General features: G+C 61.0%; 23 protein-coding genes. 7 read left to right on the top strand and 16 right to left on the bottom strand.

Annotation, left to right across the window (positions count from 1 at the left end):
• Positions 1 to 17 precede the first annotated feature (17 nt).
• The 4 genes from HX855_RS18730 to HX855_RS18715 all read right to left on the bottom strand — a co-directional run bounded on the left by HX855_RS18730 (position 18) and on the right by HX855_RS18715 (position 4,842).
• On the bottom strand, positions 18 to 239 hold the full coding sequence (locus HX855_RS18730) for a hypothetical protein (protein ID WP_177088105.1): 222 nt from the start codon (positions 237 to 239) through the stop codon (positions 18 to 20).
• A 150-nt stretch (positions 240 to 389) separates the two neighbouring features.
• The gene (locus HX855_RS18725) at positions 390 to 2,624 is read right to left on the bottom strand and encodes a TonB-dependent siderophore receptor (protein WP_177088103.1); all 2,235 of its coding nucleotides are present in this window, start codon (positions 2,622 to 2,624) and stop codon (positions 390 to 392) included.
• A gap of 146 nt (positions 2,625 to 2,770) precedes the next feature.
• Entirely contained in the window at positions 2,771 to 4,513 is a 1,743-nt protein-coding gene (locus HX855_RS18720) for a phosphoethanolamine transferase CptA (RefSeq protein ID WP_177088101.1), read from the bottom strand.
• Positions 4,514 to 4,665: 152 nt separating this feature from the next.
• Positions 4,666 to 4,842 carry a DUF6026 family protein gene (locus HX855_RS18715; RefSeq protein WP_177087996.1) on the bottom strand — a complete coding sequence of 59 codons (177 nt, stop codon included), beginning with the start codon at positions 4,840 to 4,842 and terminating at the stop codon, positions 4,666 to 4,668.
• A gap of 244 nt (positions 4,843 to 5,086) precedes the next feature.
• Between HX855_RS18715 and gnd the strand changes: the two genes are divergently transcribed.
• Genes gnd through HX855_RS18700 form a run of 3 tightly spaced genes read left to right on the top strand, consistent with a single transcriptional unit; the run spans position 5,087 to position 8,435 of the window.
• Complete coding sequence (gene gnd / locus HX855_RS18710) at positions 5,087 to 6,094, top strand: phosphogluconate dehydrogenase (NAD(+)-dependent, decarboxylating) (protein WP_309139812.1); 1,008 nt, start codon at positions 5,087 to 5,089, stop codon at positions 6,092 to 6,094.
• Entirely contained in the window at positions 6,091 to 7,614 is a 1,524-nt protein-coding gene (gene zwf / locus HX855_RS18705; protein ID WP_177088097.1) for a glucose-6-phosphate dehydrogenase, read from the top strand. The genes gnd and zwf overlap by 4 nt, the downstream gene beginning before the upstream one ends.
• Complete coding sequence (locus tag HX855_RS18700; protein ID WP_177088095.1) at positions 7,611 to 8,435, top strand: HAD family hydrolase; 825 nt, start codon at positions 7,611 to 7,613, stop codon at positions 8,433 to 8,435. The genes zwf and HX855_RS18700 overlap by 4 nt, the downstream gene beginning before the upstream one ends.
• A gap of 135 nt (positions 8,436 to 8,570) precedes the next feature.
• On the opposite strand, the gene HX855_RS18695 is transcribed toward HX855_RS18700, so the two are convergent.
• Positions 8,571 to 8,831: a hypothetical protein gene (locus tag HX855_RS18695; RefSeq protein WP_177088093.1), complete on the bottom strand. Its 261-nt coding sequence runs from the start codon at positions 8,829 to 8,831 to the stop codon at positions 8,571 to 8,573.
• A gap of 341 nt (positions 8,832 to 9,172) precedes the next feature.
• On the opposite strand from HX855_RS18695, the gene HX855_RS18690 reads away from it, so the two are divergent.
• Positions 9,173 to 10,501, top strand: coding sequence for a sigma-54 dependent transcriptional regulator (locus tag HX855_RS18690; protein ID WP_177088091.1), 1,329 nt, complete (start codon positions 9,173 to 9,175; stop codon positions 10,499 to 10,501).
• A gap of 65 nt (positions 10,502 to 10,566) precedes the next feature.
• Here HX855_RS18690 and HX855_RS18685 read toward each other — a convergent pair whose 3' ends face one another.
• The 7 genes from HX855_RS18685 to HX855_RS18655 all read right to left on the bottom strand — a co-directional run bounded on the left by HX855_RS18685 (position 10,567) and on the right by HX855_RS18655 (position 16,572).
• Positions 10,567 to 11,880 carry a hypothetical protein gene (locus HX855_RS18685; RefSeq protein ID WP_177088089.1) on the bottom strand — a complete coding sequence of 438 codons (1,314 nt, stop codon included), beginning with the start codon at positions 11,878 to 11,880 and terminating at the stop codon, positions 10,567 to 10,569.
• 49 nt (positions 11,881 to 11,929) lie between these two features.
• Complete coding sequence (locus tag HX855_RS18680; protein ID WP_177088087.1) at positions 11,930 to 12,676, bottom strand: hypothetical protein; 747 nt, start codon at positions 12,674 to 12,676, stop codon at positions 11,930 to 11,932.
• Positions 12,677 to 12,713: 37 nt separating this feature from the next.
• Positions 12,714 to 13,394 (bottom strand): C39 family peptidase, encoded by a 681-nt coding sequence (locus tag HX855_RS18675; RefSeq protein WP_177088085.1) that lies wholly within the window; start codon positions 13,392 to 13,394, stop codon positions 12,714 to 12,716.
• Between the two features lie 61 nt (positions 13,395 to 13,455).
• Positions 13,456 to 14,172, bottom strand: a complete 717-nt coding sequence (locus tag HX855_RS18670) for a hypothetical protein (protein WP_177088509.1) — start codon at positions 14,170 to 14,172, stop codon at positions 13,456 to 13,458.
• Between the two features lie 78 nt (positions 14,173 to 14,250).
• Positions 14,251 to 14,808, bottom strand: a complete 558-nt coding sequence (locus HX855_RS18665) for an adhesin (protein ID WP_177088084.1) — start codon at positions 14,806 to 14,808, stop codon at positions 14,251 to 14,253.
• A gap of 1 nt (position 14,809) precedes the next feature.
• Entirely contained in the window at positions 14,810 to 15,256 is a 447-nt protein-coding gene (locus HX855_RS18660) for a hypothetical protein (RefSeq protein ID WP_177088082.1), read from the bottom strand.
• A 320-nt stretch (positions 15,257 to 15,576) separates the two neighbouring features.
• The gene (locus HX855_RS18655) at positions 15,577 to 16,572 is read right to left on the bottom strand and encodes a FecR family protein (RefSeq protein WP_177088079.1); all 996 of its coding nucleotides are present in this window, start codon (positions 16,570 to 16,572) and stop codon (positions 15,577 to 15,579) included.
• 152 nt (positions 16,573 to 16,724) lie between these two features.
• On the opposite strand from HX855_RS18655, the gene HX855_RS18650 reads away from it, so the two are divergent.
• Positions 16,725 to 16,994, top strand: coding sequence for a PepSY domain-containing protein (locus HX855_RS18650; protein ID WP_177088077.1), 270 nt, complete (start codon positions 16,725 to 16,727; stop codon positions 16,992 to 16,994).
• Positions 16,995 to 17,051: 57 nt separating this feature from the next.
• Here the strand turns inward: HX855_RS18650 and HX855_RS18645 are convergent, their stop codons facing one another.
• Positions 17,052 to 22,157 (bottom strand): DUF6543 domain-containing protein, encoded by a 5,106-nt coding sequence (locus HX855_RS18645; protein ID WP_177088075.1) that lies wholly within the window; start codon positions 22,155 to 22,157, stop codon positions 17,052 to 17,054.
• 173 nt (positions 22,158 to 22,330) lie between these two features.
• Here HX855_RS18645 and HX855_RS18640 point away from each other — a divergent pair, with 173 nt between their 5' ends.
• Positions 22,331 to 23,368, top strand: coding sequence for an Ldh family oxidoreductase (locus HX855_RS18640; RefSeq protein WP_177088073.1), 1,038 nt, complete (start codon positions 22,331 to 22,333; stop codon positions 23,366 to 23,368).
• Between the two features lie 40 nt (positions 23,369 to 23,408).
• Here HX855_RS18640 and HX855_RS18635 read toward each other — a convergent pair whose 3' ends face one another.
• Positions 23,409 to 23,729: a YqjD family protein gene (locus tag HX855_RS18635; RefSeq protein WP_106579758.1), complete on the bottom strand. Its 321-nt coding sequence runs from the start codon at positions 23,727 to 23,729 to the stop codon at positions 23,409 to 23,411.
• 176 nt (positions 23,730 to 23,905) lie between these two features.
• Between HX855_RS18635 and HX855_RS18630 the strand changes: the two genes are divergently transcribed.
• Positions 23,906 to 24,157, top strand: a complete 252-nt coding sequence (locus HX855_RS18630) for a hypothetical protein (protein ID WP_088423852.1) — start codon at positions 23,906 to 23,908, stop codon at positions 24,155 to 24,157.
• Here the strand turns inward: HX855_RS18630 and HX855_RS18625 are convergent.
• Entirely contained in the window at positions 24,132 to 25,049 is a 918-nt protein-coding gene (locus HX855_RS18625; protein WP_177088071.1) for a LysR substrate-binding domain-containing protein, read from the bottom strand. The genes HX855_RS18630 and HX855_RS18625 overlap by 26 nt on opposite strands.
• Positions 25,050 to 25,095: 46 nt before the next feature.
• A complete protein-coding gene (locus tag HX855_RS18620) occupies positions 25,096 to 26,385 on the bottom strand; it encodes an MFS transporter (RefSeq protein ID WP_177088069.1) in 1,290 nt (429 codons plus the stop codon).
• Between the last annotated feature and the right edge of the window lie 43 nt (positions 26,386 to 26,428).

Below are 26,428 nucleotides of genomic sequence, written 5' to 3'. Positions count from 1 at the left end.
GGTATTACGGGAAACTATCAGCTGTTGGGCTGCTGCACATCGGTAGTTTGTTCGGCAGAGGCGGGCTTTACAGTCTTGCCGTCAGCCAGCGCTGTTTGCTGGGCGGCGCCGTGGGTTTGTTCCTGGACGAAGGTGAAGTTGTTGTAAAACTCCTTCGAGCGCTCTGAACCGCCTTCTGCGAAGGCAGCTACAGAGGTCATGGTCATCAGGCCGGCAAGGATAACAGTCGAAATTTTCATGGCAGTGTCTCATTAAGTGTGTTGGGTTCCGCGCGTTGTGTTCAGCGGCGGCATGGGGAGACTTTGGGCCCATGATATTAAGTAAGGGTTAACCTTGAGCTGACCGAAAGTTAACGATTTCGTTAACTTTCGATTAACCAGGGGGAGCGCTTAAAGCTTCCACTCCAGCGCCAGCGTGACCGTGCGCGGGTCTCCCCAATAAACACCGTTATAAAAGCCGACGTTGTTGTAATACTTCGTATCAAACAAGTTGTTTACGTTCACTGATGCCGACAGGTGCTTATCGAACTCATAACGTGACATCAGGTTGACCAGGGCATACGCGTCCTGACGGATGGCCGTGCTCTGGGTGATGAGCCTGCCATTCGCGTCACGGCCCACCGGGCGATTGGCGTAGCGGTAGATGTCGCTCTGCCAGTTGACCCCGGCACCGACCGTCAGCCCGCGCCAGCTGCCGGGCAAGCGATACGTCGTGGAGGTGCGCAGGAGGTTGAGGGGCTGGGCGGTGTTGTTGCGTTCTTTTTCGCCGTTCACGGAATGGGTGTAGGTGTAACCGGCTTTTACATTCCAGTCAGGCATCACTTCGCCTGCCACTTCCACTTCGAAGCCCTGCACCTTGTTGCCCTTGCCGCCGGACTTGTAATACTGCTCGCCCTGAGGCCCCAGGGGGACCGAGTCATCGACTTCCGCCACGTTGTCCTGGGTCGTCCAGAACACCGCGCTCGACAGGCTCAGGCGATCGTCCAGCAGGCTGCCCTTGAGGCCCAGCTCGTAGCTCTTGCCCACGATCGGCTCCAGGTACCGGTCGCTTACATCCTTTTGCGTCTGCGGCTTGAAGATGTCGGTGTAGCTGACATAGGCCGTGAAGTCCTGATTGATGTCGTAGAGCAATCCGGCGTAGGGCGTCCAGACATCGCTTTGGGTCTGGCTACTGTGACGGATGTCCACCAACTGCCGCTCCTCGTAGTCATAGTTGGAGCTGGTGGACTTCCAGGAGCCGTAGCGGCTGCCCAGCACGGCGTGCCAGTGGTCGCTCAGGCTCAGGCGTGTCGCCAGGTAGCCGGCTTTTTGGTAGGTGCTGCCGTTGCTTGAGTCCATGCGGGTGGTTTCATCGGCAAATTCGGGGATGCCGCCGGTGTCGGCCCAGTCCGGGATTTGCAGGTAGCCGTCGGGCACCTTGCCAATGAGGTAGGGCGAAGAGTCTCGGTGGCGCGCCTGGCCGTAGCCGGCCATGGCTTCATGCTCGCGTCCGAATAGCGAATAGGGGCCCGCGACGTTGAAGTCCACCGCGTCCATTTTGTCTTTGCCGGCGAAATGGCTGCTGTAGGCGCTGATCCCGCTGCGGTCGGCGTTCGGGTAGCCACCGCCACCGTAGTAGACCTTGCCGTCGGTCTCGCTTTCCCGGTGGGTGTAGGCGGCCTTGAAGCGCCAATCATTGGCCAGTTTCTGGTCCAGGGTCGCGAAGGTGGTGCGGTCGGTCAGTGGCCAGTTGCTCCAGGGCGTGGTGATGTTGTTGGAGCGTGGCATGTTGGCCTTGCCGCCCAGCGCGTTCCAATAGGGCACGCTGCCCCAGGTTGCGCCCTGAACCTGCTTGTCCTGATAGTCATAACCCACCGCCAGCACCGTACTGTCGGTCAGGTCGGCTTCGAGAATGCCGTAGCCCACTTTCCGCTCCAGGGCATAGCGGTCGCGAAAGGATTGGCTGTCACGGTAGGCCAGCACGGTGCGGCCACGCAGGCGCCCGTCGAAGGCCAGTGGGCCACCCACATCGACATAGCTGTAGTAGTTGTCATAGCTGCCGGCGCTGGTGCCGATTTTGGCAGCCCATTCGGCGGTAGGGCGTTTACGCACCATGTTGATGGTGCCCGAGGGATCGCCGGCGCCGGTGGTCAGCCCCGTCGCGCCGCGGACCACCTCGATGCGGTCGTAGATGATGGTGTCAGAGTCGGACTTCAGCCCGGTGAAGGTGTTGAGCATTCCATCGATCTGGAAATTCTGGATGGCGTAGCCGCGGGAATAGAAATTGAAGCGTTCGGAATCGTTTCGCTGCACGACAACGCCGGTGGTCTGGTTCATGACTTCGCTCAAGGTGCCCAGCTTGAAGTCGTCCATTTGCTGGCGTGTGATCACCGAGACGGACTGCGGGGTTTCCTTGATCGACAGGTTCAGGCGTGTGGCGGTGCTCATCGCGCCCGTGGTGTAGGAACCCGTGCCTTCGGTGTCGGAGCCGAGGCCGGCGGCCGTGATGTTGGTACTGGCCAACTCCAGCGCCGTGGCGGGCGCTTCGGTTTCCGGGTAGGGGTCGTCAGCCAGCAGGTCCGGGCTCAGCACAGCGCTGAAAAGCCCGAGGGTCAAGGTGATGGAGCGGGTAATGGGCACTGGCATTGCAGCGAATTCCTTGTCGTCTTTAAATTGATCACGCGATTTAAAGACGGCGGGGAATTGCATACTTTAGGTTTTGATGAGAATAATTCTTATCTGTATGTTGCAGGCTTCAGCGCATTGCACGCTGAAGCCCTGGCGCGAAAGGGTTACTTGGTCGCCACGTCGGCCGGGTCGGTTTTCTTCGGCTTGAGCAGGCTGAAATCGATCAGGGGTTTCTGCTGGCGCGCATACGGGTCGCCAATCAACAGCGGCCGCGGCTTGAAGCTGTCACTGACCAGGCTCTTGCTGTGGTCCAGTTCATCGAAGCTCAGCCCGGCCATATCGGCCCAGGTATGGATCAACTGCGAGCTGCTGTAGGGCCGCTGCACGTCACCGGCGAAACTCCAGTCATGGCTTTCACGCCACTTGGGCGAGGCATAGGCCATGAACGGAATGGTGTACATCGGCGCTGTCGGCTTGCCTTCGTTGCGGCCCAGGGTGCTGTGGCCGGCGGAGTCAAACACGTCTTCGCCGTGGTCGGAGAGGTACAGCAGGAAGCCGTTCGGGTCAGTCTTGGCGTAGTCCTTGATCAGGCTCGACACCACGAAATCGTTGTACAGCACGGCGTTGTCGTAGCTGTTGTAGATCGGCAACTGCGCGTCGCTGATCGCGTCGGGCACGCCCTGGCGATCGGTGAATTTGTCGAAGGTCGGCGGGTAGCGGTACTGATAACTCATGTGGGTGCCCAGCAGGTGCACCACGATGAATTTGCGCTCGGCGGTGTCGGACATGGCCTTGGCAAATGGCTCCAGCACGTCGCCGTCGTACTGGCGGGCGTTCTGGTTGCGGTTGTTGTTCAGGTACACCTGCTCGTCGGCCTGTTCGGAGAAGGTCGTGAGCATGGTGTTGCGCTTGGTCATGGTCTGCTGGTTGGTGATCCAGAAGGTCTTGTAGCCGGCCTGCTTCATCGTGCTGACGATGGACGGGGTCTTGAGGTACAGGTCCGGGTTTTCTTCGTCGGCGAAGGTCAGCACCTGCTGCAGCGCCTCGATGGTGTAGGGGCGCGGGGTGATGACGTTGTCGAACACCGTCAGTTGGTCCCGCAGCTTGTCCAGTTCCGGCGTGGTGTTGCGCGGGTAGCCGTACAGGCTCATGCGCTGGCGGTTGGTGGACTCGCCGATCACCAGCACCAGGGTCGACGGCTGGCCGGCCATGCTGTCCTTGAGGTTGGTCAGGGGCGGAATCTTGCTGGCGCTGGTGAGCATGCCTTGCATGTTGTCCAGTTGTTCGGTGTAGCGCCGGTACGCAACGATCATCTGCCACGGCACGGCCGGCTCGATGCGGGTTTCAAAGCGGTCGATGGCCAGTTCCATGGTTTCGCTCTTGGCGATCTGCTTGACCAGCGGGTAACCGACGATGGCAATCACGATGGCCGTGGCCGCCAGCAGCGCCTGGCCACGGGGCAGGTACACCGGACGCACGCGGGTCCACAGGAAAACGGCCATGGCGGTGTGGGCGATGAACGCCAGCACGATCCACCAGGCGAAGTATTGGGTGGCGTACTCGCCGGCTTCAGAGATGTTCGACTCGAACATGATGAAGATGACGCTTTGAGAGAATTCCTGCTGGTAGATGAAGAAATAACCCAGGCTGGCCATGGAGCAGGCCCACAACACCACGCCAATCACCGCCGCTACCAGGCGCGCGCGACGGGGGAACAACAGCATCGGCGCCAGCCACAGGGCACTCATGAAGAAGGCCTGGCGGAAACCGCTGAAGCCGGAGGTACCGGTCAGTTGGATCAGGAGCTGGGTAATACCCGAGAAATACCAGAAAAACAGGAACATCCAGCCCAGGCCGGACCAATCAAAACCTTTCGCAGACGTAGTGCTGCGTTTGAACATCGCCATCCAGCGCTCCAACCCGATAAATGTCAGTCGACGCGCAGGGACGCACGCAACAGAGGGCCTGCGCACGTGGCGTGGCCCTATTCGGCGGGAGTATCGGGAGGAGGATGTGAAAACTTCGTGAGTTATTCCTGAACGGTTCGTTCAGCTCACGTTCAGCAAAGGGCAGGCTGGGTGTCGGACGGCTGAACGAGCTGGCCCTGCAAATGGGAGCGCAGACGCATGACTTCCTGCTGCAGTTGGTCGCGCTCGTCTTTCAACTGGCGCAATTCATCACGGCGAATAGTGACGTAGAGGGTCTGTGGCGGACGGGTCATCTGTGCAGTGCTCATTGCTTACCTCGCAAATAGCCGGTGAATCGCGGTGCCAGAGCGCTTGATTCGAGGCTCTCGGCAACAGTCGGGGCAATTCTGAATTCTTTTTTTAATGAAGGGAACTTTTTTATTTTTGACGGTCGTTGTGACTTTTGCCGCAATGAAGGCTAAAGGATGGCCAATTTTTGTCATGAAACTATGCCAATCCGCTCTGGACTAACCCTCATTAGCCTCATTGCGCTATAAACTGTGACACACATTTATTCGTAGTAAGGAGCATCAGCACATGCAACTGGGGATTATTGGACTAGGCCGCATGGGTGGCAACATTGCGCGGCGCCTGATGCTCAATGGGCATACCACCGTGGTTTACGACCGCAATGAAGCATTCGTAAAAGGGTTGGCCGGCGAGGGCGCCACGGGCGTCGCCGATTTGGCGGGCCTGGTGGCCGGGCTGCAAAAGCCGCGGGCGATCTGGGTGATGCTGCCGGCAGGCGACCCGACCGAAAACACCATTGAAGAACTGAGCCAGCTGCTGGAAGACGGTGACGTGATCATCGACGGCGGCAACACCTTCTACAAGGATGACATCCGCCGCGCCAAGGCCCTGTCGGAAAAAGGCCTGCACTACGTCGACGTCGGCACCTCCGGCGGCGTCTGGGGCCTGGAACGCGGGTACTGCATGATGATCGGCGGTGACGCCGAGACGGTTAAGCGCCTGGACCCGATCTTCGAAAGCCTGGCGCCGGGCCTGGGCAGCATTCCGCGCACCAAGGACCGGTCGGCCGCAGCGGACAGCCGTGCCGAGCGCGGCTATATCCACGCAGGCCCTGCCGGTTCCGGGCACTTCGTCAAGATGATCCACAACGGTATCGAATACGGGATGATGCAGGCCTTCGCCGAAGGTTTTGACATTCTCAAGACCAAGAACTCGGAAAACCTGCCGGAAGACCAGCGCTTCGACCTTAACGTTGCCGATATCGCTGAAGTCTGGCGTCGGGGCAGTGTGGTGTCGTCCTGGCTGCTGGACCTGACCGCCGACGCCCTGGCCACCGACCCCAAGCTCGACGGTTACTCCGGCTCGGTCGCCGACAGCGGCGAAGGCCGCTGGACCATCGACGCGGCCATGGAACAGTCTGTACCGGTTCCGGTGCTGTCGAACTCGCTGTTCGCACGTTTCCGTTCCCGCCAGCAAAGCACCTACGGTGACAAAATGCTTTCTGCCATGCGCTTCGGCTTTGGCGGCCATGTGGAGACACCCAAAAAATGACCGCCAACGGCAAGAAACCCAAGGCCGAACCCGCTCCGCCCACCACACTGTTTCTGTTTGGTGCCCACGGTGACCTGGTCAAACGCCTGCTGATGCCGGCGCTGTACAACCTCAGTCGCGACGGGCTGCTGGGCAACGGCTTGCGCATTGTGGGCGTTGATCACAACGCCATCAGCGATGCCGACTTTGCCAAGAAGCTCGAAGACTTCATTCGCACCGAGGCCGCCAGCAAGGTCAAGGGCAAGGGAGACGACGCCCTGGACCCGCAATTGTGGGCCCAGTTGGCCGAAGGCATCAGCTACGTCGAGGGTGACTTCCTCGACGACGGCACCTACGCCGACATCGGCAAGAAGATCGCCGACAGTGGTACCGGTAACGCGGTGTTTTACCTCGCGACTGCGCCGCGTTTCTTCGCCGAAGTGGTGCAGCGCCTCGGCGCTGCCGGCTTGCTGGAAGAAACCCCCGAGGCCTTCCGCCGGGTGGTGATCGAGAAGCCGTTCGGCTCCGACCTCGTCACCGCAGAAGCGTTGAACGCGTGCCTGCTGAAGGTGATGAGCGAGAAGCAGATCTATCGCATCGACCATTACCTGGGCAAGGAAACGGTGCAGAACATCCTGATCAGCCGTTTTTCCAACGTGCTGTTCGAAGCGTTCTGGAACAACCACTACATCGACCACGTGCAGATTACCGCTGCCGAAACCGTCGGTGTGGAAACCCGTGGCAGCTTCTTCGAACACACCGGCACTCTGCGGGACATGGTGCCCAATCACCTGTTCCAGTTGCTGGCGATGATCGCCATGGAACCGCCGGCCGCCTTTGGCGCCGATGCGGTGCGCGGCGAGAAAGCCAAGGTGATCGGTGCCATACGGCCCTGGTCGCTGGAAGACGCCCGTGCCAACTCGGTGCGCGGCCAGTACACCGCCGGCGAAGTCGGTGGCAAGCAACTGCCGGGTTACCGTGAAGAGGCCAACGTAGCACCGGACAGCAGCACCGAAACCTTCGTCGCCCTCAAGGTAATGATTGATAACTGGCGTTGGGTCGGCGTGCCGTTCTACCTGCGCACCGGCAAGCGCATGAGCATCCGCGACACTGAGATCATTATCTGCTTCAAGCCGGCGCCTTACGCGCAGTTCCGCGACACCGAGGTGGATGAGCTCAAGCCCACCTACCTGAAGATCCAGATCCAGCCCAATGAAGGCATGTGGTTCGACCTGCTGGCGAAGAAGCCCGGGCCGACCCTGGACATGGCCAACGTCGAGCTGGGGTTTGCCTACAAGGACTTCTTCGAGATGCAGCCGTCGACGGGTTACGAAACCCTGATCTACGACTGCATGACCGGCGACCAGACCTTGTTCCAGCGTGCCGACAACATCGAAAACGGCTGGCGTGCGGTGCAGCCATTTCTTGATGCGTGGAAGCAGGATGACGGCATTCAGGCCTACAAGGCGGGTGAAGATGGCCCAGCAGCGGCCGATGAGTTGCTGGCCCGCGATGGCCACACCTGGCATAGCCTCGGATGAGTGACTTGCCGAGTCAACCCATCCGGTTTGTGTTGAGTGATATGGACGGGACGCTGTTGCATCCCGATCACAGCCTCAGCCAGCGCACCATTGATACGGTTCGCGCCTTGCGCGCGGCCGGGGTGTTTTTCAGCCTGGCCAGCGGACGGCCGCCCAAGGCCATGCGTCAACAGGTCGAAGCACTGGGCATTGACCTGCCCATTGCCGGCTTTAATGGCGGCACGCTGGTCAATCCCGACGGCAGCATTCTGGTGGCGCATCACTTGCCGGCGGAAGCCGCGCTGGTGGCGCTGGCCCTGTTTACCCCGCAGCCGGACGTGGAAGTCTGGCTGTTTGCCGACGGCGACTGGCTGCGCCGCGATCCTGGCGGACCGATGGCGGTGCGCGAGGAACATGGCCTGGGCTATGGGGCGATCGTCGTGGAGAGTTTCGAGCCGTATCTGGATCGGGTCGACAAGATTGTCGCGGCCAGCACCAATACTCAGTTGCTGATGGAGCTTGAGGCGCAGTTGCAGCCGAGAGTCGAAGGATTGGCTCAGGTGTCCCGCTCGCAGCCGGTATTTTTGGATGTGACGGCGATGAAGGCCAACAAGGGGGAAGCCCTGAAGACCCTGGCGGCGCACCTCGGTGTACCGCTGGAGCAGACGGCGGCCATTGGTGACGGCGGTAACGACCCGGCGATGTTTCACGTGGCCGGGTTGTCGATTGCCATGGGCCAGGCTGAAGAAGTGGTCAAGCGCCAGGCCAGCGTGGTGACCGGCAGTAATGTCGAGGACGGCGCGGCGGAAGCCATCGAGCGGTTTATTCTCTCGGCCTATTGATTAGCAAACACAGTAATAAGTAGTCAGCTATGCAAGTTGCAACTTGCATCGCTGACTACTCACTGGCGTTAGTGCTGATCATATAGGGCGTGTTCCAACGGCACACTTTCGAATGCCGCCCAGCGCCCGTCTCAGTTACTTGGGCATTGCCCAGGATTGCAACTGATAGCCATCTTTGTCGAGTTCAGCACGGGCTTGCAACAGCAAGTCTTCGAGCTGTGCCGGGTCGGAATAAGTGCTGGAAGACAGCTGCTTGCTACCAATACGGTTATTGGTGCGGTCGATGACGCTCAGGCTCAGGGCGCCGTTGCCATCGTGCCAGGCCACACATTGAAAGGGCTGGAAGGCGCGGTCTGCGATCAAAAGAGCTTCGTTGATGCGGAGCGGGGCGTTCATGGGGTCTTCTCTCTAAATGCCCATTCAAGTGAAGCCGTTGGTTGGGCGTGCCTAACGACTGGTTACTTGTACTGATGCACGATCACCGGGTACAGGTCACATGTTAGAAGAAGATTTTTCAACTTTCCCTGATTAAAGTCATGTAAGGGGCTATTTTGAAAGGCTCGTGAAAGTTACGCCGCGACAAATGACCGCACCGCCTGAGCGAAAAGACCCTATTGGCTCACGACTTATAGCGAATCGGTCCAAAGGCCGCGTCAAGATCTTGCTACGGTTACCGACAGACATTCCAAATAGCTGTTTTTAAATAACTTTAACGATTTTGACGCCAAGGAATAGTCATGATTGTTGCACCTGCCCAGCGTCGCCTGCTTGTGGTCGATCCCTGTGATGATTGCCACCGGTTGTTGCCCGGTTTGCGAACGGCGGGTTGGGACGTGGACAGCTGTGCCCTGGAGGCCGTGGGTGAACGCTCCTGCGACGTGGGGTTGTTGCGTCTGCAGCCGTTTCACCTGGAGCGGCCCGAAGCGGTCAAGGAGCTGATCAGCCGCAGCGGCACGGAATGGATTGCGGTACTCAACCAGGAAGTATTGCGCCTACAGAATGTCGGTGATTTTGTCTGCGAATGGTTCTTCGATTTCCATACCCTGCCGTTTGATGTGTCCCGGGTGCAGGTCACCCTGGGCCGCGCCTTTGGCATGGCGCGCCTGCGGGGCAAGGGCAACAACGCACCCGCCGGCCAGCCGGAGCACGAACTGCTGGGCGACAGCCGCCCGATCCGGGAGCTGCGCAAACTGCTCGCCAAACTGGCGCCTACGGAATCCCCGGTGCTGATTCGCGGCGACAGCGGCACTGGCAAGGAACTGGTGGCCCGCACCCTGCATCGCCAATCCCAGCGCCACGCCAAGCCTTTTGTGGCAATCAATTGCGGGGCGATTCCCGAGCACCTGATCCAGTCCGAACTGTTTGGCCATGAGAAGGGGGCCTTTACCGGCGCCCATCAGCGCAAGGTCGGGCGTATCGAGGCGGCCCACGGTGGCACGCTGTTTCTCGATGAAATCGGCGATCTGCCCATGGAACTGCAAGCCAACCTGCTGCGTTTTCTGCAGGAGAAGCAGATTGAACGGGTCGGCGGCAGCCAACCGATCCCGGTGGATGTGCGCGTACTGGCCGCCACCCACGTTGACCTGGAAGCCGCGGTTGCCAAGGGCACCTTTCGTGAAGATTTGTATTACCGGCTCAACGTCCTGCAAGTGGTGACCGCGCCGCTGCGCGAGCGCCACGGTGACGTCGCGATGCTGGCCAACCACTTTTCACACTTCTACAGCCAGGAAACCGGCCGCCGCCCCCGCAGCTTCAGTGAAGACGCGCTGGTGGCCATGGGCGAGCACGGCTGGCCGGGCAATGTGCGGGAGTTGGCCAACCGGGTACGCCGTGGCCTGGTCCTGGCGGAAGGGCGGCAAATCGAAGCCGTTGATCTGGGACTGCAAAGCCAGCAGGCAATCGCGCTGCCGATGGCTACACTGGAAGATTACAAGCACCGCGCCGAACGTCAGGCGCTGTGCGATGTGCTCAACCGGCACAGCGACAACCTGAGTGTCGCGGCCCGTGTGCTGGGGGTTTCCCGGCCAACGTTCTACCGGTTGCTGCACAAACACCAGATCCGCTAGGGCGGGTAAACCGAAAAGCCCCGCAACGACCCTTATCGTTGCGGGGCTTTTCCCGTTGTCAGGCCTTAAAAGTAATACGGGAACTTCAGGCTGAAACTGAACGACGGCGCATCCGGTGTGATCCCGATGGCCAGGTTGGGCACGATCGTCAGGTTGTCGGTTGCCGCAATCGTCATGCCCACGTTGAAGTAACCGGCGTTGGCGTCGCTGGACACCACCGACTGCCAGTCGCCACCATCCGGCTTGAGCTTGCTCTTGCGTTGCACCAGGTCGGACACCGAGAACGACATACTCATCTTCTCGTTCAACGCAAACGCTACACCGGCACCGATCTGGAAGCTGTCACCCAACTGCACTTTGCCCGGGATTTTCTGGCCGACCTGGGAGCTGATATCGCTGAACGAGTCTTCCAGGTTATGGGTATAGGACAGCGAACCGAACAGTACGGCCGGGTCGAACGTCTTGACCAGCGAAATGCCCGGGGTAATCGACCAGACGCCGTTGCCGGTCGGCAGGTTTTCCGGCACGTAGAGGTTGGTGTTGGTCGGCGACTGGATCAGTTTGATGCCAAACGGGTCTTCGCCGGTGGGCGCCTTGACCCGTACCGACACCACCGCATCCGGCAGGTTGACGCTCTCGTCGAGGAACTTGTAGGCAATGCCGAAGTTGATGTCGCCGATAGTCGGATCGCGGGTAACCGATTGTTCCGAGGTCGCCGTGCCGCTGCCGCCGTTGGCGCCACCCGACTGATAAGTTGACTCGCGGTACACCACCGGCACGTTCACGTCGAACTGCCAGCGATTGTCCAGGTTATAGCGGCCGGTGAGGTCCAGGGTCCAACTGTCCGACTTGATCCGGTCCAGGTTGATATTGCCGAGAAAGATCGAGTCCAGCGCCAAGAAGCCGTTAAGCGTCAACTGACGGGCATCGTAGCGGGAATAAGTAACGCCGGTTTCGAAGCTGAACTTGCCGTTGCCGAAGAAACCACTGGCCTCGTTATACAAGTTGCTCACGCTTTGCGCGGGGGCCGAATCGTCCTTGAGGGACTGACCGTAGGACGCGCCGCCGGCAGCCCCCCCGGAAGCCGCCGCTGCGCCGACGCCAGGCGTGTTGCCGGCCACCGTGGTGCCGCCTTTCTGGAAGTCTGCCGGGGATTTGGCCAGGCGTTTGGGCGGCGGCGCTGCCGGTTGCTCTTCAACCTGGCGCACCCGTTGTTCCAGCACCGCCAGTGCTTTTTGCTGCACTTCGTAGCGTTGCTTGAGCTCCAGCAATTCCTTTTTCAATGTGTCTATGTCGGTGTCCGGCGCGGCATACAACATGGATGCGGGCAGGAGCGTGCTTAAACAAATTACGGCACGTAACGATAGCGATCGATGCATGAAATAAGCCGTCCCTTTTTAATGCGCAAGTGTCGAGGCACAGCGTAGTTCAATATCCGTTAGTGCGTAGGCCCTTGAGTTGATTCAGGTTGAGGTTCTGCCCCAAATTGTTCAAACCGTTGTTGCCCAGTACCACATTGAGCTGCGTCATGTTGCTGACAAAGTTGCTGTTACCCTGCAAAACCGTGCCCTGCAGTACATTGCCGCCGCCGATTTGCTGGGTCGTGTTGCCCTGGTTGTTGTTGGCCAGGATCGCCATTTGCAGCCCGCCATTCTTCGCCGAGACACTGACCTGGCCCGCACCGCTATTACCGGTAATGGTTTGGCCGGCAACCAGGGCTTGCCCGGATTGCACGATATTGGCCGGCGACAGGCCGTTCTGGCTGACGTTGATATCGACGTTGTTGTTGGCGGTATTGCCATCGCCAGCAGCGCGTACGCTCTGGGTCACGCCCTGGCCAGTGCCCAGCCCTGAACCGCCGACGACGTTGCCGGTGCCCGTGGTGGGTGCCGAGCCGTTGCCGGTGGTGCTGGTGGTGGTCACGTAAAACTGCGGGGTGATGGTCGACGCGTTGACGTGCATGCTGGCCGAGCCGGTGATGCTGTCGCCCGCGGCGTTGGTCCAGGTGCTGCTCATCACAATCCCGAAACTGATGATCCGCCCCGGCATCACGTAGCGACCCCGCAGGTCAGCCAATTCCGAGTCTTTCATTTCAATCGGCTTGAACACCGATGACGCATAAGCGGGCATTGAGGCTGCCAGGCACATGACCGTCAGCCAACGGTAAGTGTTCATCGTTTGCTCCTGGAGCATCCTGCCCCTTATTGCGCTTCTAGAAGAAGTCGCTCTGGATAAAACCGAAATCCATCAATTCACTGTCCCGGACCGGACTGAACTCATTGAGCCGGTTTTTCGCGGTCAGCGGGGTGGGCGGATCAAGCAGCACGTTTGTCTTGTCGTAGCCTTCGCCGAGCACGGCGAACACGATCCCGTTCCAGCCTTTGACGAAGTCGTCGCGGGCGTAACGCTTGTGGCCCAGTACCGGGTCGCCAATGTAGACCCAGTCCTTGTCGGCGCGCTGCATCACCACGAAGTGCTTGTAGCCGCGGATCTCCAACAGCACCACCACCGGGATTTTCACCGTGAGCAGGGTGTCTGCGTTGATCCGGTAGCCCCGTGCGCGCATGCCGATGCTTTCCAGGTAGCGCTTCATGTCCAGCATGGAGAAGCCCTGGGTGCGGACCAGGTCCTGGTCGGCGTTGAGCAGCATGCCCTTGATGATGTGGTCTTCATCCACATCCATCCAGTAGGCCTGGCGCAGGATGGTGGCGAGGGCGGCAGCACCGCAGCTGAAGTCGGTTTTCTGTTCCACCAGGTTGGCGAACTTGCGTTCACGGATGCTTTCGACCTTCTTGTAGATCACGCCACCGCCGGGCATGGCAGCAATCGCCATTTGCCCTGCCCAGGTCGGGCCGGTGAGCAGTAACAGGAAGGTGAGGGCGATGATCCGCATGATCGAATGGCCTGGAGGACACTGGAATAAAAAGGGGCCTTGTTGCCAAGGCCCCGTTGGATCAGAAGCGCATGCCAGAGGAGATCACAGTGGTGTTGCCTTGCTGATTGCCCACGCCAGCCGAAATGTTTGCGCCCAGGTTGCCGGACGAACCATTAAGGGAGTTATTTGCGCTGGCGTTGTTCACGACAGGCAGATAAGTGGTGCTGTGGTGGCCGGACTGCACGGCCACGGTATTCAGGTAGGCGTTGTCGACGCTGGTTTGGGTGGTGTTGCTGGAAGCGGCTGCAGCAGCGCCGCTGGCACTGGCAATGGCCAGTTGGTTTTTCTGTTGGTTGAAGTTGCCGGCGGTAGCGTTCACACCCAGGTTACCGGAGCTGCCGTTACCCGAGTTGTTGAGCGACGCGTTGTTGTGGGTAGCCACTTGCACGGAGATGTTGTTGCGGTTGTCTTGGGTAATGGTGCCCAGGGCAAACACAGCGTCCGCATCGCCGGCGGCAATGGCGGTCTGGTTGTCTTGTTGGTTGCCGTCGCCCGACGCGATGTTGGCCTGAGCGTTGCCGCTGCTGCCATTCAACGAGTTGTTGGCCGACGCATTGTTTTGAGTGCCGAGGTTGAGCACGCCGTTGCCGTGGCTCGATTGTGCATCAGACACTGCCGCCACTGTCGCCGTAGGGTCAGGTTGAGGGTGACCGCCATGGCCACCGCCGTAGCCACCCGCGTTTGCAGCAACAGCCATGAGAGCAGTCAGAGCGAAAACCAGTGGTTTAAGAGCCATTGTAGGTTTCATGGTGTATCTCCTTGCTTCTAATTAGTTGGTTAAGTGTTGGTACGGTCCAGCTTTACGATCCAATGCTCATTGGATCTGCACATTCAGGGCGTTAGCCATGCGGTTCCCCACCCCGGCACTCTGATTCACCTGTACCACTCCACGGCTGCCGGTGAAGGCCTGGTCGCTGGTGACGACCTGGCGGCTGCCAGTGGTAGAGGTGAACCCTGAGTTTGGTGACAGCGCCACGTTCTGTTGCGACATGACACCGTCGTCGATGCTTTGCGGGCCAGCATTCACGCTGATCCGCACCGCATTGATCATCTGGTTGTTGGCCCCGGCCGACTGGTTGACGCCCAGTACACCGTTGCCGTTGCTGAAAGCGTTGCCCTGAATCGCCACCTTGGCGTTCTGGGAGCGGTCGGCAGGTGCGCCGCCGATGGTCTGGCTGATGGCGCCGCCGGCCTGGGTATGGGTACCCACTGAAATCGCGCGGCTGTTGAGTTGTTGTTGCTGATCGCCGGCTGCCTGGTTGATCGAGATGACGCCGTTGTATTGCTGGCCGGAGTTGTCGATCACCGCGCTGTTGTCGGCCATGACCGATGCGCTGCCCAGGATCGCGAGGAATAACCAGGAGTAGTTCATCTCACTGGCCCCCCATCAGGCTGCCGATGTTATTCAAAGGCGCCATGCCGCGGGAAATCGAGCCGTTGATCTGGCCGGAGAGGCTGGAGCCGCCACCATGGCCGGCTGCTGCGCCTGCACCGAGGCCCACGCCGCCACCGTTGTTGCTCAAGCCAGGAAGGTTGCCGCCAGGCAAAATGGCGCGGGTGATGCTGGCGCCGCTGCTGATGTTGGCGTAGTCGTTATCGCTCAGCTCGCTGGTGGCCCGCAGAATCTGTGGAGAGGAGTTGGCATTGACGGTGACGGGGTTTGGGTCGACGCCGGCAGTACGGCCAGCCATGTGGCCCTGGACGGTGCGCTGGATCACGATCACACCATCGCCTGCCGCGAGCACGGGGAGGCTCACGCTGGTACTCAGTACACAGCTCATCAGCAGGAGGCTCAATGAGCCTGGATTAAGTGTCTTCACGACGGCATTCCTTATTCTTGGCGCTGACCCTAAACAGCGTTGTCAGGAAGAGAGCAGGAGCTGTGCCGCTTTTGATTTTATTAAGAGATTCAAAGGTTTATGAGCGCGGGGAAAGTAACGCGGGGAGAAGGTGTTTCAGAACTGAGACAACTGTCCGGTGTTCCGCTCGCGCGGCAGGTGTGTCAGGGATGAAACACCGCGTGTCATAAACCCGGCAGTCCGCAGCCGGCTGTCAATGCAGCCGGTGCAAGTGTTTCAAAAGTGGACAGTTGCAGGCGCGGGGAGTCGCTGGAGAAGGGCGCAGGCCCTCGCACCGACGCTCAGCTTTTCGGGGTTTTACGCGGAATGGAGTTGAGCACGGGGTTGCCGTCCTGGTTCTGGGTCAGGTAGACCGGCAGGACTTTGGGCAGGGAGGGAACGAGGTTGGACACTTCGTTGATGTTGTAGATGCCGCCAATGCGAATCGCACCGGTACCGGCGTCGGCCAGCATCACCGGTTTGTTCAGGTAGCGGTTGATCAGCGGCAGCGCGTCGGCCAGGGCCAGGTTGTCGAGGATCAGCTTGCCGTCCCGCCAGGCCAGGGCCGTGTCGCCGGGAGCAATCGGTTGGGCCTGGGGGCTGGCGTCGCCACGGTTGTAGCTGGCTTGCATCCCGGGAGAGAGGTGCAGGCCGCTGTGGGTCTCGTCGCTGCTCACCAGCACCGAGCCCTGGAGCAACATGACCCGCACATGGTCTTCGTATTTCCAGACGTTGAACTGAGTGCCCGTCACCCGCACCTGGCCGTCTCCGGCGTGAACGATAAACGGGTGTTGGGCGTCATGGCTGACCTTGAAAAACGCCTCGCCCTTTTCCAGGGTCACCCGGCGCTGATCTTTGTAGTTGCTGTAGACGAGTTCGGTGCCCAGGTTCAGTTCCACCTGGCTGCCATCGTCGAGGGTGACCTGGCGCAGGCTGTTTTCGGCTTCGTAATGCTTGTAGGAGCTGGGCAGCCAGCCGGCTTCCCAGCCGGTGAAGGCCGCCAGTGGCAGGGCCACCAGGCAGACCGCCGCCGCTACCGCGTACTTGCTTAAACGTCGGCGGGGTTGCAACGGCACCACCACCGGGGCGGGCTCGCTGCGGGGCAGATGGTCGGCGACGTCCCAGATTTCCAGCATGGCCGCATATTCGAAGGCATGCAGAGGATGCGCATCGTGCCACTGCTGGAACGCCTGACGCTCGGGTGTGGTGCAATCACCCGCATGCATTCGCATGCACCAGTGCGCAGCGGCATCGGTGATGGCGTCATATTCGGCTTCTGAAAGGGACTTATCTGTCATTAACTCATCCTGATTTCCCACATTCTAACCTCCACAGGAGGATGGCGAGAACAGCCATCATGGCGAATGCACATCAATTGGAACTAATTCTCGTCTGGGCGGCCCTAAAAAATCAGGACACGTATCATTCTTTCCCTCAATGGAGCACGAAAATGCTTAAGAAAACCTTAGCCGCCCTCGTTGCAACCTCTGCCTTGCTCAGCGCTGGGGCCGCCCTGGCCGACAAGCCGGGCGCCGGCTGGATCACCATCGAAAAAGCCATCGAAACAGCCAAGACCAAGGCCGGCTATATCGAGATTTACAAGATCGAAGCCGACAACGATGGCTATTGGGAAGGGGAAGGTCGCAAGGCCGATGGCATCGTCTATGAGTTCCGTATCGACGGTGCTTCGGGCAACGTGCTGCGGGACCAGAAAGACTGACAGCCGGGCTTGATTGAACCTGCGCAGCCCCGCCCCGGGTCTGCGCAGGTTGGCCCTTCATGGCGTTTGGTGCACGATCGACGGTATCGGGTCCAGCTGACGCCCCAGGGTGGTGATCAGCAACGTCAGTGAGTCGGCGTTATCCATCTGGGTATTGAACCGCCGGGTCAGGTTGGTTTTGAAAATCCCCCTCGCATTGCTCAAGTCCACGCCGCCGGTGGTCTCGAGAATCTGCTCCTTGATGTAGTCGTCGTCGGGGTCTGTTCCCACGTCAGTCCCGGTCGCGCCCATGGCATCCATTGATTTGAACAGTTGCCCGATGGGTGTGCTCACCGAGTAGGCGTTTTCCTGGATGTCTTGCAGCCAATCCCGCAGGTCGCGGCCGGTTTGGGTCTGCACGTCAATCAGGTCGGAAAATGGCGATACCGTATTGAGGTAAGCCGCGTCGACGGTGTTGCGCACGATATGGGTCAGCTCGTGGATCAGCGTGGTGGCGCGGGCGTGGACCGGCTGGTCGAAGTAGCCGGTCAAGTGGCCGTCGTACTGCGACGCCGGGGGCGTGAAGAAGTTCTCGGAGAGGTAGATGCGTCGGTCCGGGTCATCGTCGACGGTAAAGGCCCAGTGCCGGTCGGGCTCGCAGATATGCGCGCCGGCAACGAACCGGGTCGAATTGAGTGAGTAAAGTGACGGTTCCAGCGCCTCGTCGAGGATGGCGGTCACGGTTTCCAGGAGCTTTTTTGCCAGTGCCTCCGGGAACCGGGCGGGCCCGGTGTCGGGGTCTGCCGCGAGGCCAAAGAAGCGATTGACGAAGCGATGCACCCGTGTGACGGGCGGGTACTTGGGGTCCAGCAACTTGAGATTCTGCTGGCAGTTGTGCAGGTAAAACGTTGCCAGGTCCAGCGCATCGACAATCGCCTGGGCCCTGTGGGGCGCCAGCCGGCGAATATTGGCCATGCCCCGGGCTTCGATGTTCATCACCCTGCGGGCGGCGGCCCTGACTTCTCGCTGTTCAAGCATTCTGCTCAGGCCCGGGCCATGGCGGCGGGCCGGCGGACGGCTGTCGATGCGCCATTTGCGCTCGGTATCCAGGCGCACGCGAGGTCCTTTGGAATGTGCACTGAACAGCCGCCAGTGGCCTTCCTTCTGTTGTGCGCGATAGACCTTGCCCGCGCAGGGAAGGTAGTGACGGTTGTTCGCGTCGGTGTAGACCCCGGAGACGCCGGCACTCAGTTGCGCCAGGCCTGGCTCGTGGACCTCGTAGGGCTGCAGCCGGGTGCGTTCCCGAGCGGTAATGTCGATGTCCTGCCAGGCCGGGGATTTTTCCGTCGGTTCAGGCGGCGGGGTGTCGCTTGAAACCGCAGGCTCCTGCATCAACTGGCGCAGCGAGACCATTTGCCCGACGCCGCCGATAAACGTCTCCAATGCCTCGCGCCACCGGTGTTGCTGCAAGGCCTCGGCGGAGGCCTTGAACAACCGGTAGCTCTGCCATATCACGATCGGCAGCAGCAGTTTGCCGGGCAGCAACCCGAGCGCTTGTTGCAGGCCGCCGGTAAACAGCGCCTTGATGGTGTCCCAAGACGATTGGCCGTCGGGCTCATGCTGCTGCTCGAGCATGTGCGCCATCAGGGCGGTGTTGTCCCGGTACAACTGCTTGAGGGCATTGCCCGTGATCGGCGTAGCCGCCAGGGTGATTTCAGAACGTTTCCCGGCGGTGGTGGCCCACAGGTTTTTATAGGTGGCCTGGTCGCTGGTCGGCAGGTGGCTGATGACCCAGTCCTGCAGCGGGCCGGGGGTGTTGAGGGCGTGCAGCAGGCGGGCTTCGTTTTCAAACTCGCGGAACGTCAGTTGCGGGCCATACGGTGTGTACAGCACCACTGGGCTGTTCCCCGGGGCGCCGATCACGTAGATCCCGAGGGCCTTGATGGCGCGGGCGCCTGCCGTTGCGATCAGTTCCAGCGGGCGCAGCGTTGCGGTCGCGCCTTCGACGGTCGCACGGGCGGTGGCGTCCGGCATGTCGAGCACCTGCTCGATCAGGCTCAACCCGGTGGTCGAGAGCCGTTCTTGCAGCATCAGCGCGTGGGCGTGTTGCAGCAGTTGCCAAGGCAGTTGGCGGATAAACCGTTGCTCGCGCTCTTCGGCACCCGGGTTACCCGGGCTGAGCTTTTCAGTGAGGTAGGCCTGGTTGTCTCGCTGGAGAGGCACGCGGGCAAGCACCTGGCGTATGACGGCAGGGGTCAGGCTGGCAGCCGTGGAATCGACGTCGAAGGCGGCGGCCTGCTGGGAGAGGTGATTGAGGGCGTAGTCCACCAGGTTCTGCCGCTGGCCGGCCAGCACCAGTTTGGGTGTGATGTACACGTTGGTCGGGGACACGGCGTAGTCCATCAACAAAGCGGTGAGTTGGTTGTGGACGTACTGCGACAGGGAGAAAAAGTCATGGAGGTAGTCTTGGCCATCGTTGAGGCTGTGGCGGTATTGCTCAAGGATCTCGATATGGCGTTGCTGCTCCTTGATTGGGGCCATCCCCAGCCAGGCGGGCAACGACTGCTGCGCCATCAGGGTTTGGGCGATCCGCGCGGTGTGATCCAGGTCGGTAGCGGGCAACGCCTGTTCCAGCTCGGCAAAACGGTTCAATACGACGTTGCCCGACAAACGCAGCGCCAGGCAGTGGGCGCGTTGCCCGATGCAGTGGTCGATCCAGGACTGTTGGCGATGTTGCGCCACGGCGCCAGTGATCTGCATGAAACTGCCCAGCAGGTAGCGCTGGTGGGGCTTGAGTTGGCGAGCGTCGAGGTTCTCCAGGAGGGTCATGCGCAGGTCGGGATCGGTGATCCGTCGCTGAAGTTCGTCACGCAGTTGGGCGATGTGGGTGAAGCTTTCCAGGCCGCGCGCCGGGGTCCACAGAATCGCCCGGCCGGAGTGGGAAGGGTCCAGGCCGCCCCGTTCGGTGAGCACCAGGCACTGGGCCAATGGCACCCGCTGCATCTGGTTTTGCGGTTCCACGGTCAGGGCGTAGGCATCCGGAATAAAACCGTTGAGCCCCTGGCGCTGGCGTCGATCGGGGCGATGAAGATCAAACACGGTGTTGATCAGCGCCTCGTCGCGGGCGTCCAGGCTGTTGTTGAGGCGCCTGAGGCGGGCTTCTCCCTGAATGGCCACCGACATGGCATGGGCCATGGGGGCCTTGAGGTTTTCCAGATGCTCACGGGGCAGGTCGGCGAGGTCGAGGCTACGCAGTTGGGTCAGTGCCGCGCCCAGAATGGCGTTGGCCCGGGTGATGTCGAGGGTGGTGAGCTTTTTCACGACGCCCTTTTCCGGCGCAGGGTACAGACCGTGGTCGAGCGTCTGGGGGATCGGCCCCAGGCCCCGGGTCAGGCGCCCGACCAAATAACCGCTGAGGCTTTGGCTTTCCAGGGGCGCTGCGGTGGGGGTATCGCTTGCGGTACCGGCGTATCGGTTGACGTAAATGTCCTGGGGGTCGAGATCGGTCAACAGGTGAAGGTTGAATTGCGCGGTCAGGGCCTGGCGAATGCGGCTGGCCAACGCCGGTTGCGCCCGGACCTGCGCCGCCAGCGATTGCTCGATACTGGCCAGCTGTTTCTGCAGCAGCGTGATGCGCTCTGCGGCGAGGGAAACCGGGCGCGTGGGGTCGGCCAGCACCGAATGAGGGGTCCAGCGTCCGGCGGCATCCAGGCCCGGCAGTTGACTGTCAATCATGTACCGCACGTCCAGCGCATGATCCACCAGGGCCGAGGCCTCTATGCCGTCCCGCGTGCGACGGTACAGGTCCAGGGCGTAGGCGAGGTTCTGCTGTTGTTTGGCGATGATCGCTTCGAACAGTTGCTCGAACAGATTGCCCTGGATGCGCTGGCCGGAAAATACGGGTGTCTTGAAGCCGACAAACAGTGCCCGCTCTTCCAGGGACATCAGGTTGTAAAAGTTATTGTCATACCCGGGCGCCTTGGCCATGGCCTTGAGGGTGTCCATCAGGTCAGGGTAGTTTTCGAGGACTTGCAGGCCCAGGCCCGGGGCGTACAAAAACGTCTCGGCGTTGCCAATCATCAAGGTACTGGCCAATGAAATCGCGTGGGCGGGATGCTCCCAAATCTGCACTTTTTCAAAGCGCAGCGCGTTGAGAGGGTTCTCGGTCGAAGCCGCTTCGGGCTGGTACAGCGCGGCCAGCGCCTGGCTTTGCGTGGCACTGATGACTGAGTTCTGGCGCTTGAGCAGGATGTCCAGGCGAGCGTTGGCGCCCATGGCCTGGGCGAAAAAGCGCCGGCGGGAGAGGTTTGGCGAGACCTCGGTGTTCCAGAACGTCTCCAGGGCGCTGTGCAGAAACGGCACCAACTGCCCGGCCGCTTGGCGGATGGCGCTTTCCCAGCGCGGTGTGTCGGTGGGGGCCTTTGGGCGTGCGGGATGGAAAAACTCCCGGGTTTGCCCCACTGGCCAGTTTTGCTCGCGGTAAAACAGCAGTACCGCCTCATTGATCTGCAATGAGTCCAGCCAGCGAGGCGTGTGGCCCTGGGCAGGCTGGCGGGCGAAAAAGCTGACATGGGCCGTGCTGGCATCGATCCCTGGGAACAGCGGGCGACAGACCGAGTTGAGCAACTGGGACAGCCAGGTATCCAGTGCCGGCAGTTGTTTTAATTCATCCAGCATCCCTTGGCGGTTTTTATCCTGATAGGCGTTGAGGGTTTTTTCCTGTGCTTCAAAGACGCCCTCCAGTATGGCCTCGGCGGTCAGTACCGGCGTGCTGTCCGGTGCCGGTGGGGCCTGCCGTTGCAGGGGCAGAAAACACAGGAGTCGAGCGGCCTGCGCCGGTACCTTCAAACGCTCGGCCAGCGTGGTCAATAGTTGCCCGCAGTTATCGAATTTTTCCAGGCCGCCGTAAGGCGTATAGAGGAAGGCGTGGGGGTAGGCGGCGGTTGAGCTCAGCATGAAGCTGCCGGCCAATTCCAGGGCGTCGGGCGCGTGTTGGTCGAGCCAGATGCGCTGGGCAATCATCGGCGGTGACTGTTGGCGGCGTGCGGTGTCGGTGGCGAAGAACACCTTGCCGAGGAATTCGTGGTCGTTGCGGTCCAGGCCCAACTGGCGTTCACGGTCCTGCACGTTCCAGCCATCGCGCAGGGCTTCAGGAAAAAAATAGGGTAGGGGGTTCTGGCTCATGTGCCGGCTCCTTGGACAAAGTGAGGCCAGTGACCCTACGCACACGCCAGCGTCCCCGGGGACTAGATATGTCTGGCGTTCCCTGTCGACAGCCATGGGGCAAACCCTGTCTAATCGGCAGACCGATTCTTTGTACGCTGTTGCCCTTTCCAATAATTAAACGGGAGCTTCAGATGTCTGCATCGCCTTTGGATGTCGAGTCTTCATCAGAGCGACTCAGTTACGCCCAATTGACCGATTTGTTGCGCCAGGTCTTCGTGCGCCACGGCACGTCGGCCGAGGTGGCCCAGGTGCTGGCCGAGAACTGCGCCAGCGCCGAGCGCGACGGGGCCCACAGTCACGGTGTGTTTCGCATTCCCGGTTACGTTTCGACCCTGGCCAGTGGCTGGGTCGACGGCAAGGCCGTGCCGGTGGTCGAGGATGTCGCCAGTGGTTTCATTCGCGTCGATGCCGCCAATGGCTTCGCCCAGCCCGCGCTGCAAGCCGCCCGCCCGTTGTTGGTGGAAAAGGCCCGCAGTGCCGGGATTGCCTTGTTGGCGATTCACAATTCCCACCATTTCGCGGCCCTTTGGCCGGATGTGGAACCCTTCGCCGAAGAAGGCCTGGTGGCCTTGAGCGTGGTCAACAGCATGACCTGCGTGGTGCCCCATGGCGCCGACCGCCCGCTGTTCGGCACCAACCCCATTGCCTTTGCCGCGCCCCGCGCCGACGGGTTGCCCATCGTGTTTGACCTGGCCACCAGCGCCATCGCCCACGGCGACGTACAGATTGCCGCGCGCAAGGGCGAACGGCTGCCGCCCGGCATGGGCGTGGACAGCCTCGGCCAGCCCACCCAGGACCCCAAGGCGATTCTCGAAGGCGGCGCGCTGTTGCCGTTTGGCGGGCACAAGGGCTCGGCCCTGTCGATGATGGTCGAGTTACTGGCCGCAGCCCTCACGGGCGGCAACTTTTCGTTTGAGTTCAATTGGTCCGATCACCCCGGCGCCCGTACGCCGTGGACCGGGCAATTGCTGATCGTGATCGACCCGAGCAAAACCGCCGGGCAGAACTTCGCCGAGCGCAGCCAGGAACTGGTGCGGCAGATGCATGCGGCCGGGTTGCGGCGTTTGCCGGGGGATCGACGCCATCGCACAAGGGCGAAGGCACTGGCAGGCGGGATTGAGATTGAAACGGCAGAGCTGACGCGCTTACGGGTGTTGGCACAGGCCTGAAGCGCGCTGCGCCCGGGGAGGGCGCAGGCATCCGGTCAGGTCAGTTGCGGCGGCCCAGCAACAACCCGACGACTAGGCCAAACCCGGCCGAAATCGCCACGGTCTGCCATGGATGTCCACCGATATAGGTTTCGGTGGCGTCCACGACGGGCTTGCTGCGCTCACGCACATTGGACACCGATTCCAGGGCTTGCTTGAGTTTGATGGCGACCTGTTCACGCAGGGTTTCACCTTCTTCCCCCACCAGTGACGCGCTGCTTTTGAGCAGCTTGTCCGATTCTTCGATCAGCGCGGTCAGCTCACTGAAGGCTTGATCCTTGATTTGGTCTTCGACGGCTTGGGCGGCAGATTTGCGAGCCATTGGGTTAACTCCTTGCAGGTGAATGTGGCAATGAATGCACTCGATGAAGAATGGAGTGTTTGAAGCTGGCAAAAGTTGCAGGTTTTTTTCCTGCGGTCAGCTTAGGTGAAATCCAGACCAAGAAATTTCGACCTACAGTGTAAGATGTCACCTATTTGTGCAGCAGGTAATTCAACATGAGCTTCAATCTGGCCAACAAGCCCCTTGCCGAGCGCGCCGCGCTGGAAGATGAAAAGTCCCGTCTCTACGACCTGTGGCAAAGCAACCTGGGCAAAGCCAAGGGCGAGGCCGCCCGGCTGTTTGGCGAGCGCGCCAAGCGCAAGGGCAAATGGTCCGAATGGGTACGTGCGGAGCTGGACGGCATGTCGCCGCCGGAGTTTTCCAACATGGTGCGCAGTGAAGTCAATCGCCTGATGGCGGCGAAGTAAAACTCGCCTCGATCGCCTCCCGCACCACGCGCAGCAACGGATCGAGTGGCGCCTGGGTCCGCCAGCCCAGCTCCACCGGGTAACGCGGCAACGCCAGCGGGCAGGGCAGCACCGTCAGCCCGGTCATCCGTGCGATGGCCTGGGCCGCGTGACCGGGGATGGTCGCCACCGCCCGGCTGCCCTTGAGCAGAAATGGCAAGGCGGCAAAGTGGGTGGTGGAAGCGCCCACGTGGCGGCTCAAGCCCAGCGCGGCCAGGCCCTCGTCGGTAATCCCGATAAACCCGCCAGACGACACCAGCAGGTGTTCACGCCTCACGAACTCGTCGAGGTCGATGGTCTGTTGCCCTGGCGCCAGGCTGGCGGCGTCCACCAGGCACGCATAATCGCCTTCCCCCAGCACCTGGCGGCTTAGCCGGCGCTCGGCAAAGCCGCCGGCGGTGATTGCCAGGTCCAGGCTGCGGTCGAGCAGGGCCGCGGCGACGATCTGGCTGTGGGTCTGGCGGAAAATCAGCCGCAGCTTCGGCGCGCGCCGGGCGATCTCATCGATCAATCGCCGTCCGTAGGCAACCTCGAAATCATCCGACAACCCCACCACCACCGAACGGCCCTGATAATGGCCGCCTTGCGGGTCGACCATGGCCAGGCTCTGGCGGCAGCGGTCCAGTGCTTCGCTGATCACCGGTTTCAACTGGTTGGCCCGCAAGGTCGGCGCCAGGCCCCGGCCGGTGCGTACGAAGAGCTGATCGCCATACACCTCCCGCAGACGGCGCAATGCCGCACTGATCGCCGACTGCGTCACCCCCAGGCGCACGGCGGCGCGGCTGGCGCTGGATTCGTCGTGCAGGGCTTCGAAGGTTTTCAGCAGGTTGAGGTCGACGTGGGCGATATTCATCAGGTTCATATCATGTGGCTGGATATGCCCGGAATGTATAGCGCCGCTACACCAGCCGCAATGTTCTCCTGGCCACCAGGAGCGCACTGATACTGAGGGCGGCGGCCGCGATCAGGTAGAAGCTCGGCGCCAGTTGCGAGCCGGTCAGGGCGATCAGCCCGGTGGCGATCACCGGCGCAAAGCCACCAAATATCGTCACGGCCAGGTTGTAGCTGAGCGACATGCCGGTGACCCGGGTGCGTACCGGAAACACATCCGCCATCAGCGATGCCAGCGGCGCAAAGTACACCGCCTTGATCAACGCCATCATCGACACCACCAGCAACAACGAGGTGGTGCTGGGCACGGTGTTGAGCCAGACGAACGCCGGGAGGATCGCCAGGATGTAGATGGCCGAGGCCCAGAGCATGATTTTGATGCGGCTGACATAACCGGTGATGAACCCGACCACCGGCGTCACCACGGTCAGGATGAGCCCACCCGACAGCGTGGCTAAAAAGCCGGTGGACTGGGGAATGTTCAGGGTGGTGGCGGCATAGGACGGCATGTACTTGATCATGAAGTTGGACGCCGTCGAGACGATCAGCACGCCCATGGCCACCAGCAACAAGGTCTTCTGCGAACTCAGCACTTCCCGCAGCGGCCGGGAACCCGGTGCGCTTTCCTTGAAGTCGGGCGACTCATCCACCGTGCGGCGGATGTACAAGCCCACCGGGGCGAGGATCAAGCCGAAGAAAAATGGCACGCGCCAACCCCAGTCGAACATCTGCTGATCATTCAGGTGGGTGGTCAAAAAGTAGCCGAACAACGAGGCGATGACCACGCCAAAACCCTGGCTTGCAAACTGCAGGCTCGCCACAAAGTTGCGGGCCTTTTGCGGGGCGTGTTCCATCATGAAGGCGGTGGAACTGCCGAACTCACCCCCCGCAGAAAACCCCTGGAGCAGGCGTGCCAATAGAATGCCAATCGGCGCAATCACCCCGATGGCGGCGTAGCCGGGCATCACCGCGATCATCGCCGTCCCTATCAGCATGAGCATGATGGACAGCGTCAACGCTTTCTTGCGGCCCTGCCGATCGGCATAGGAACCCAGCACGGCGGCGCCCAACGGCCGGATCAGAAACGACAGGCCGAACGTCGCGAAGGCCAGAAACAACGAGAGCGCCGGGTCTGCCGCCGGGAAAAACACCTTGCTGATGGTCAACGCAAAATAGGCGTACACCGACAGGTCAAACCATTCGAGGGTGTTGCCGATCAAGGCGGCGCCCACGGGTTTCCAGAGGGGCATTGCCTTGGCGGTCGCCGGTGCGACGTTGGGGGACGATAACGCGGTCATGCTTGACGCTCCTGATTTTATAAGGGGGTGAGCGGCAGATAAA

The sequence above is a fragment of the Pseudomonas sp. IPO3778 genome (assembly GCF_013386825.1).
Lineage (GTDB): Bacteria > Pseudomonadota > Gammaproteobacteria > Pseudomonadales > Pseudomonadaceae > Aquipseudomonas.
The sequence above is the reverse complement of the archived record's forward strand: the minus strand, read 5'-3'. Positions and strand labels throughout refer to the sequence as shown.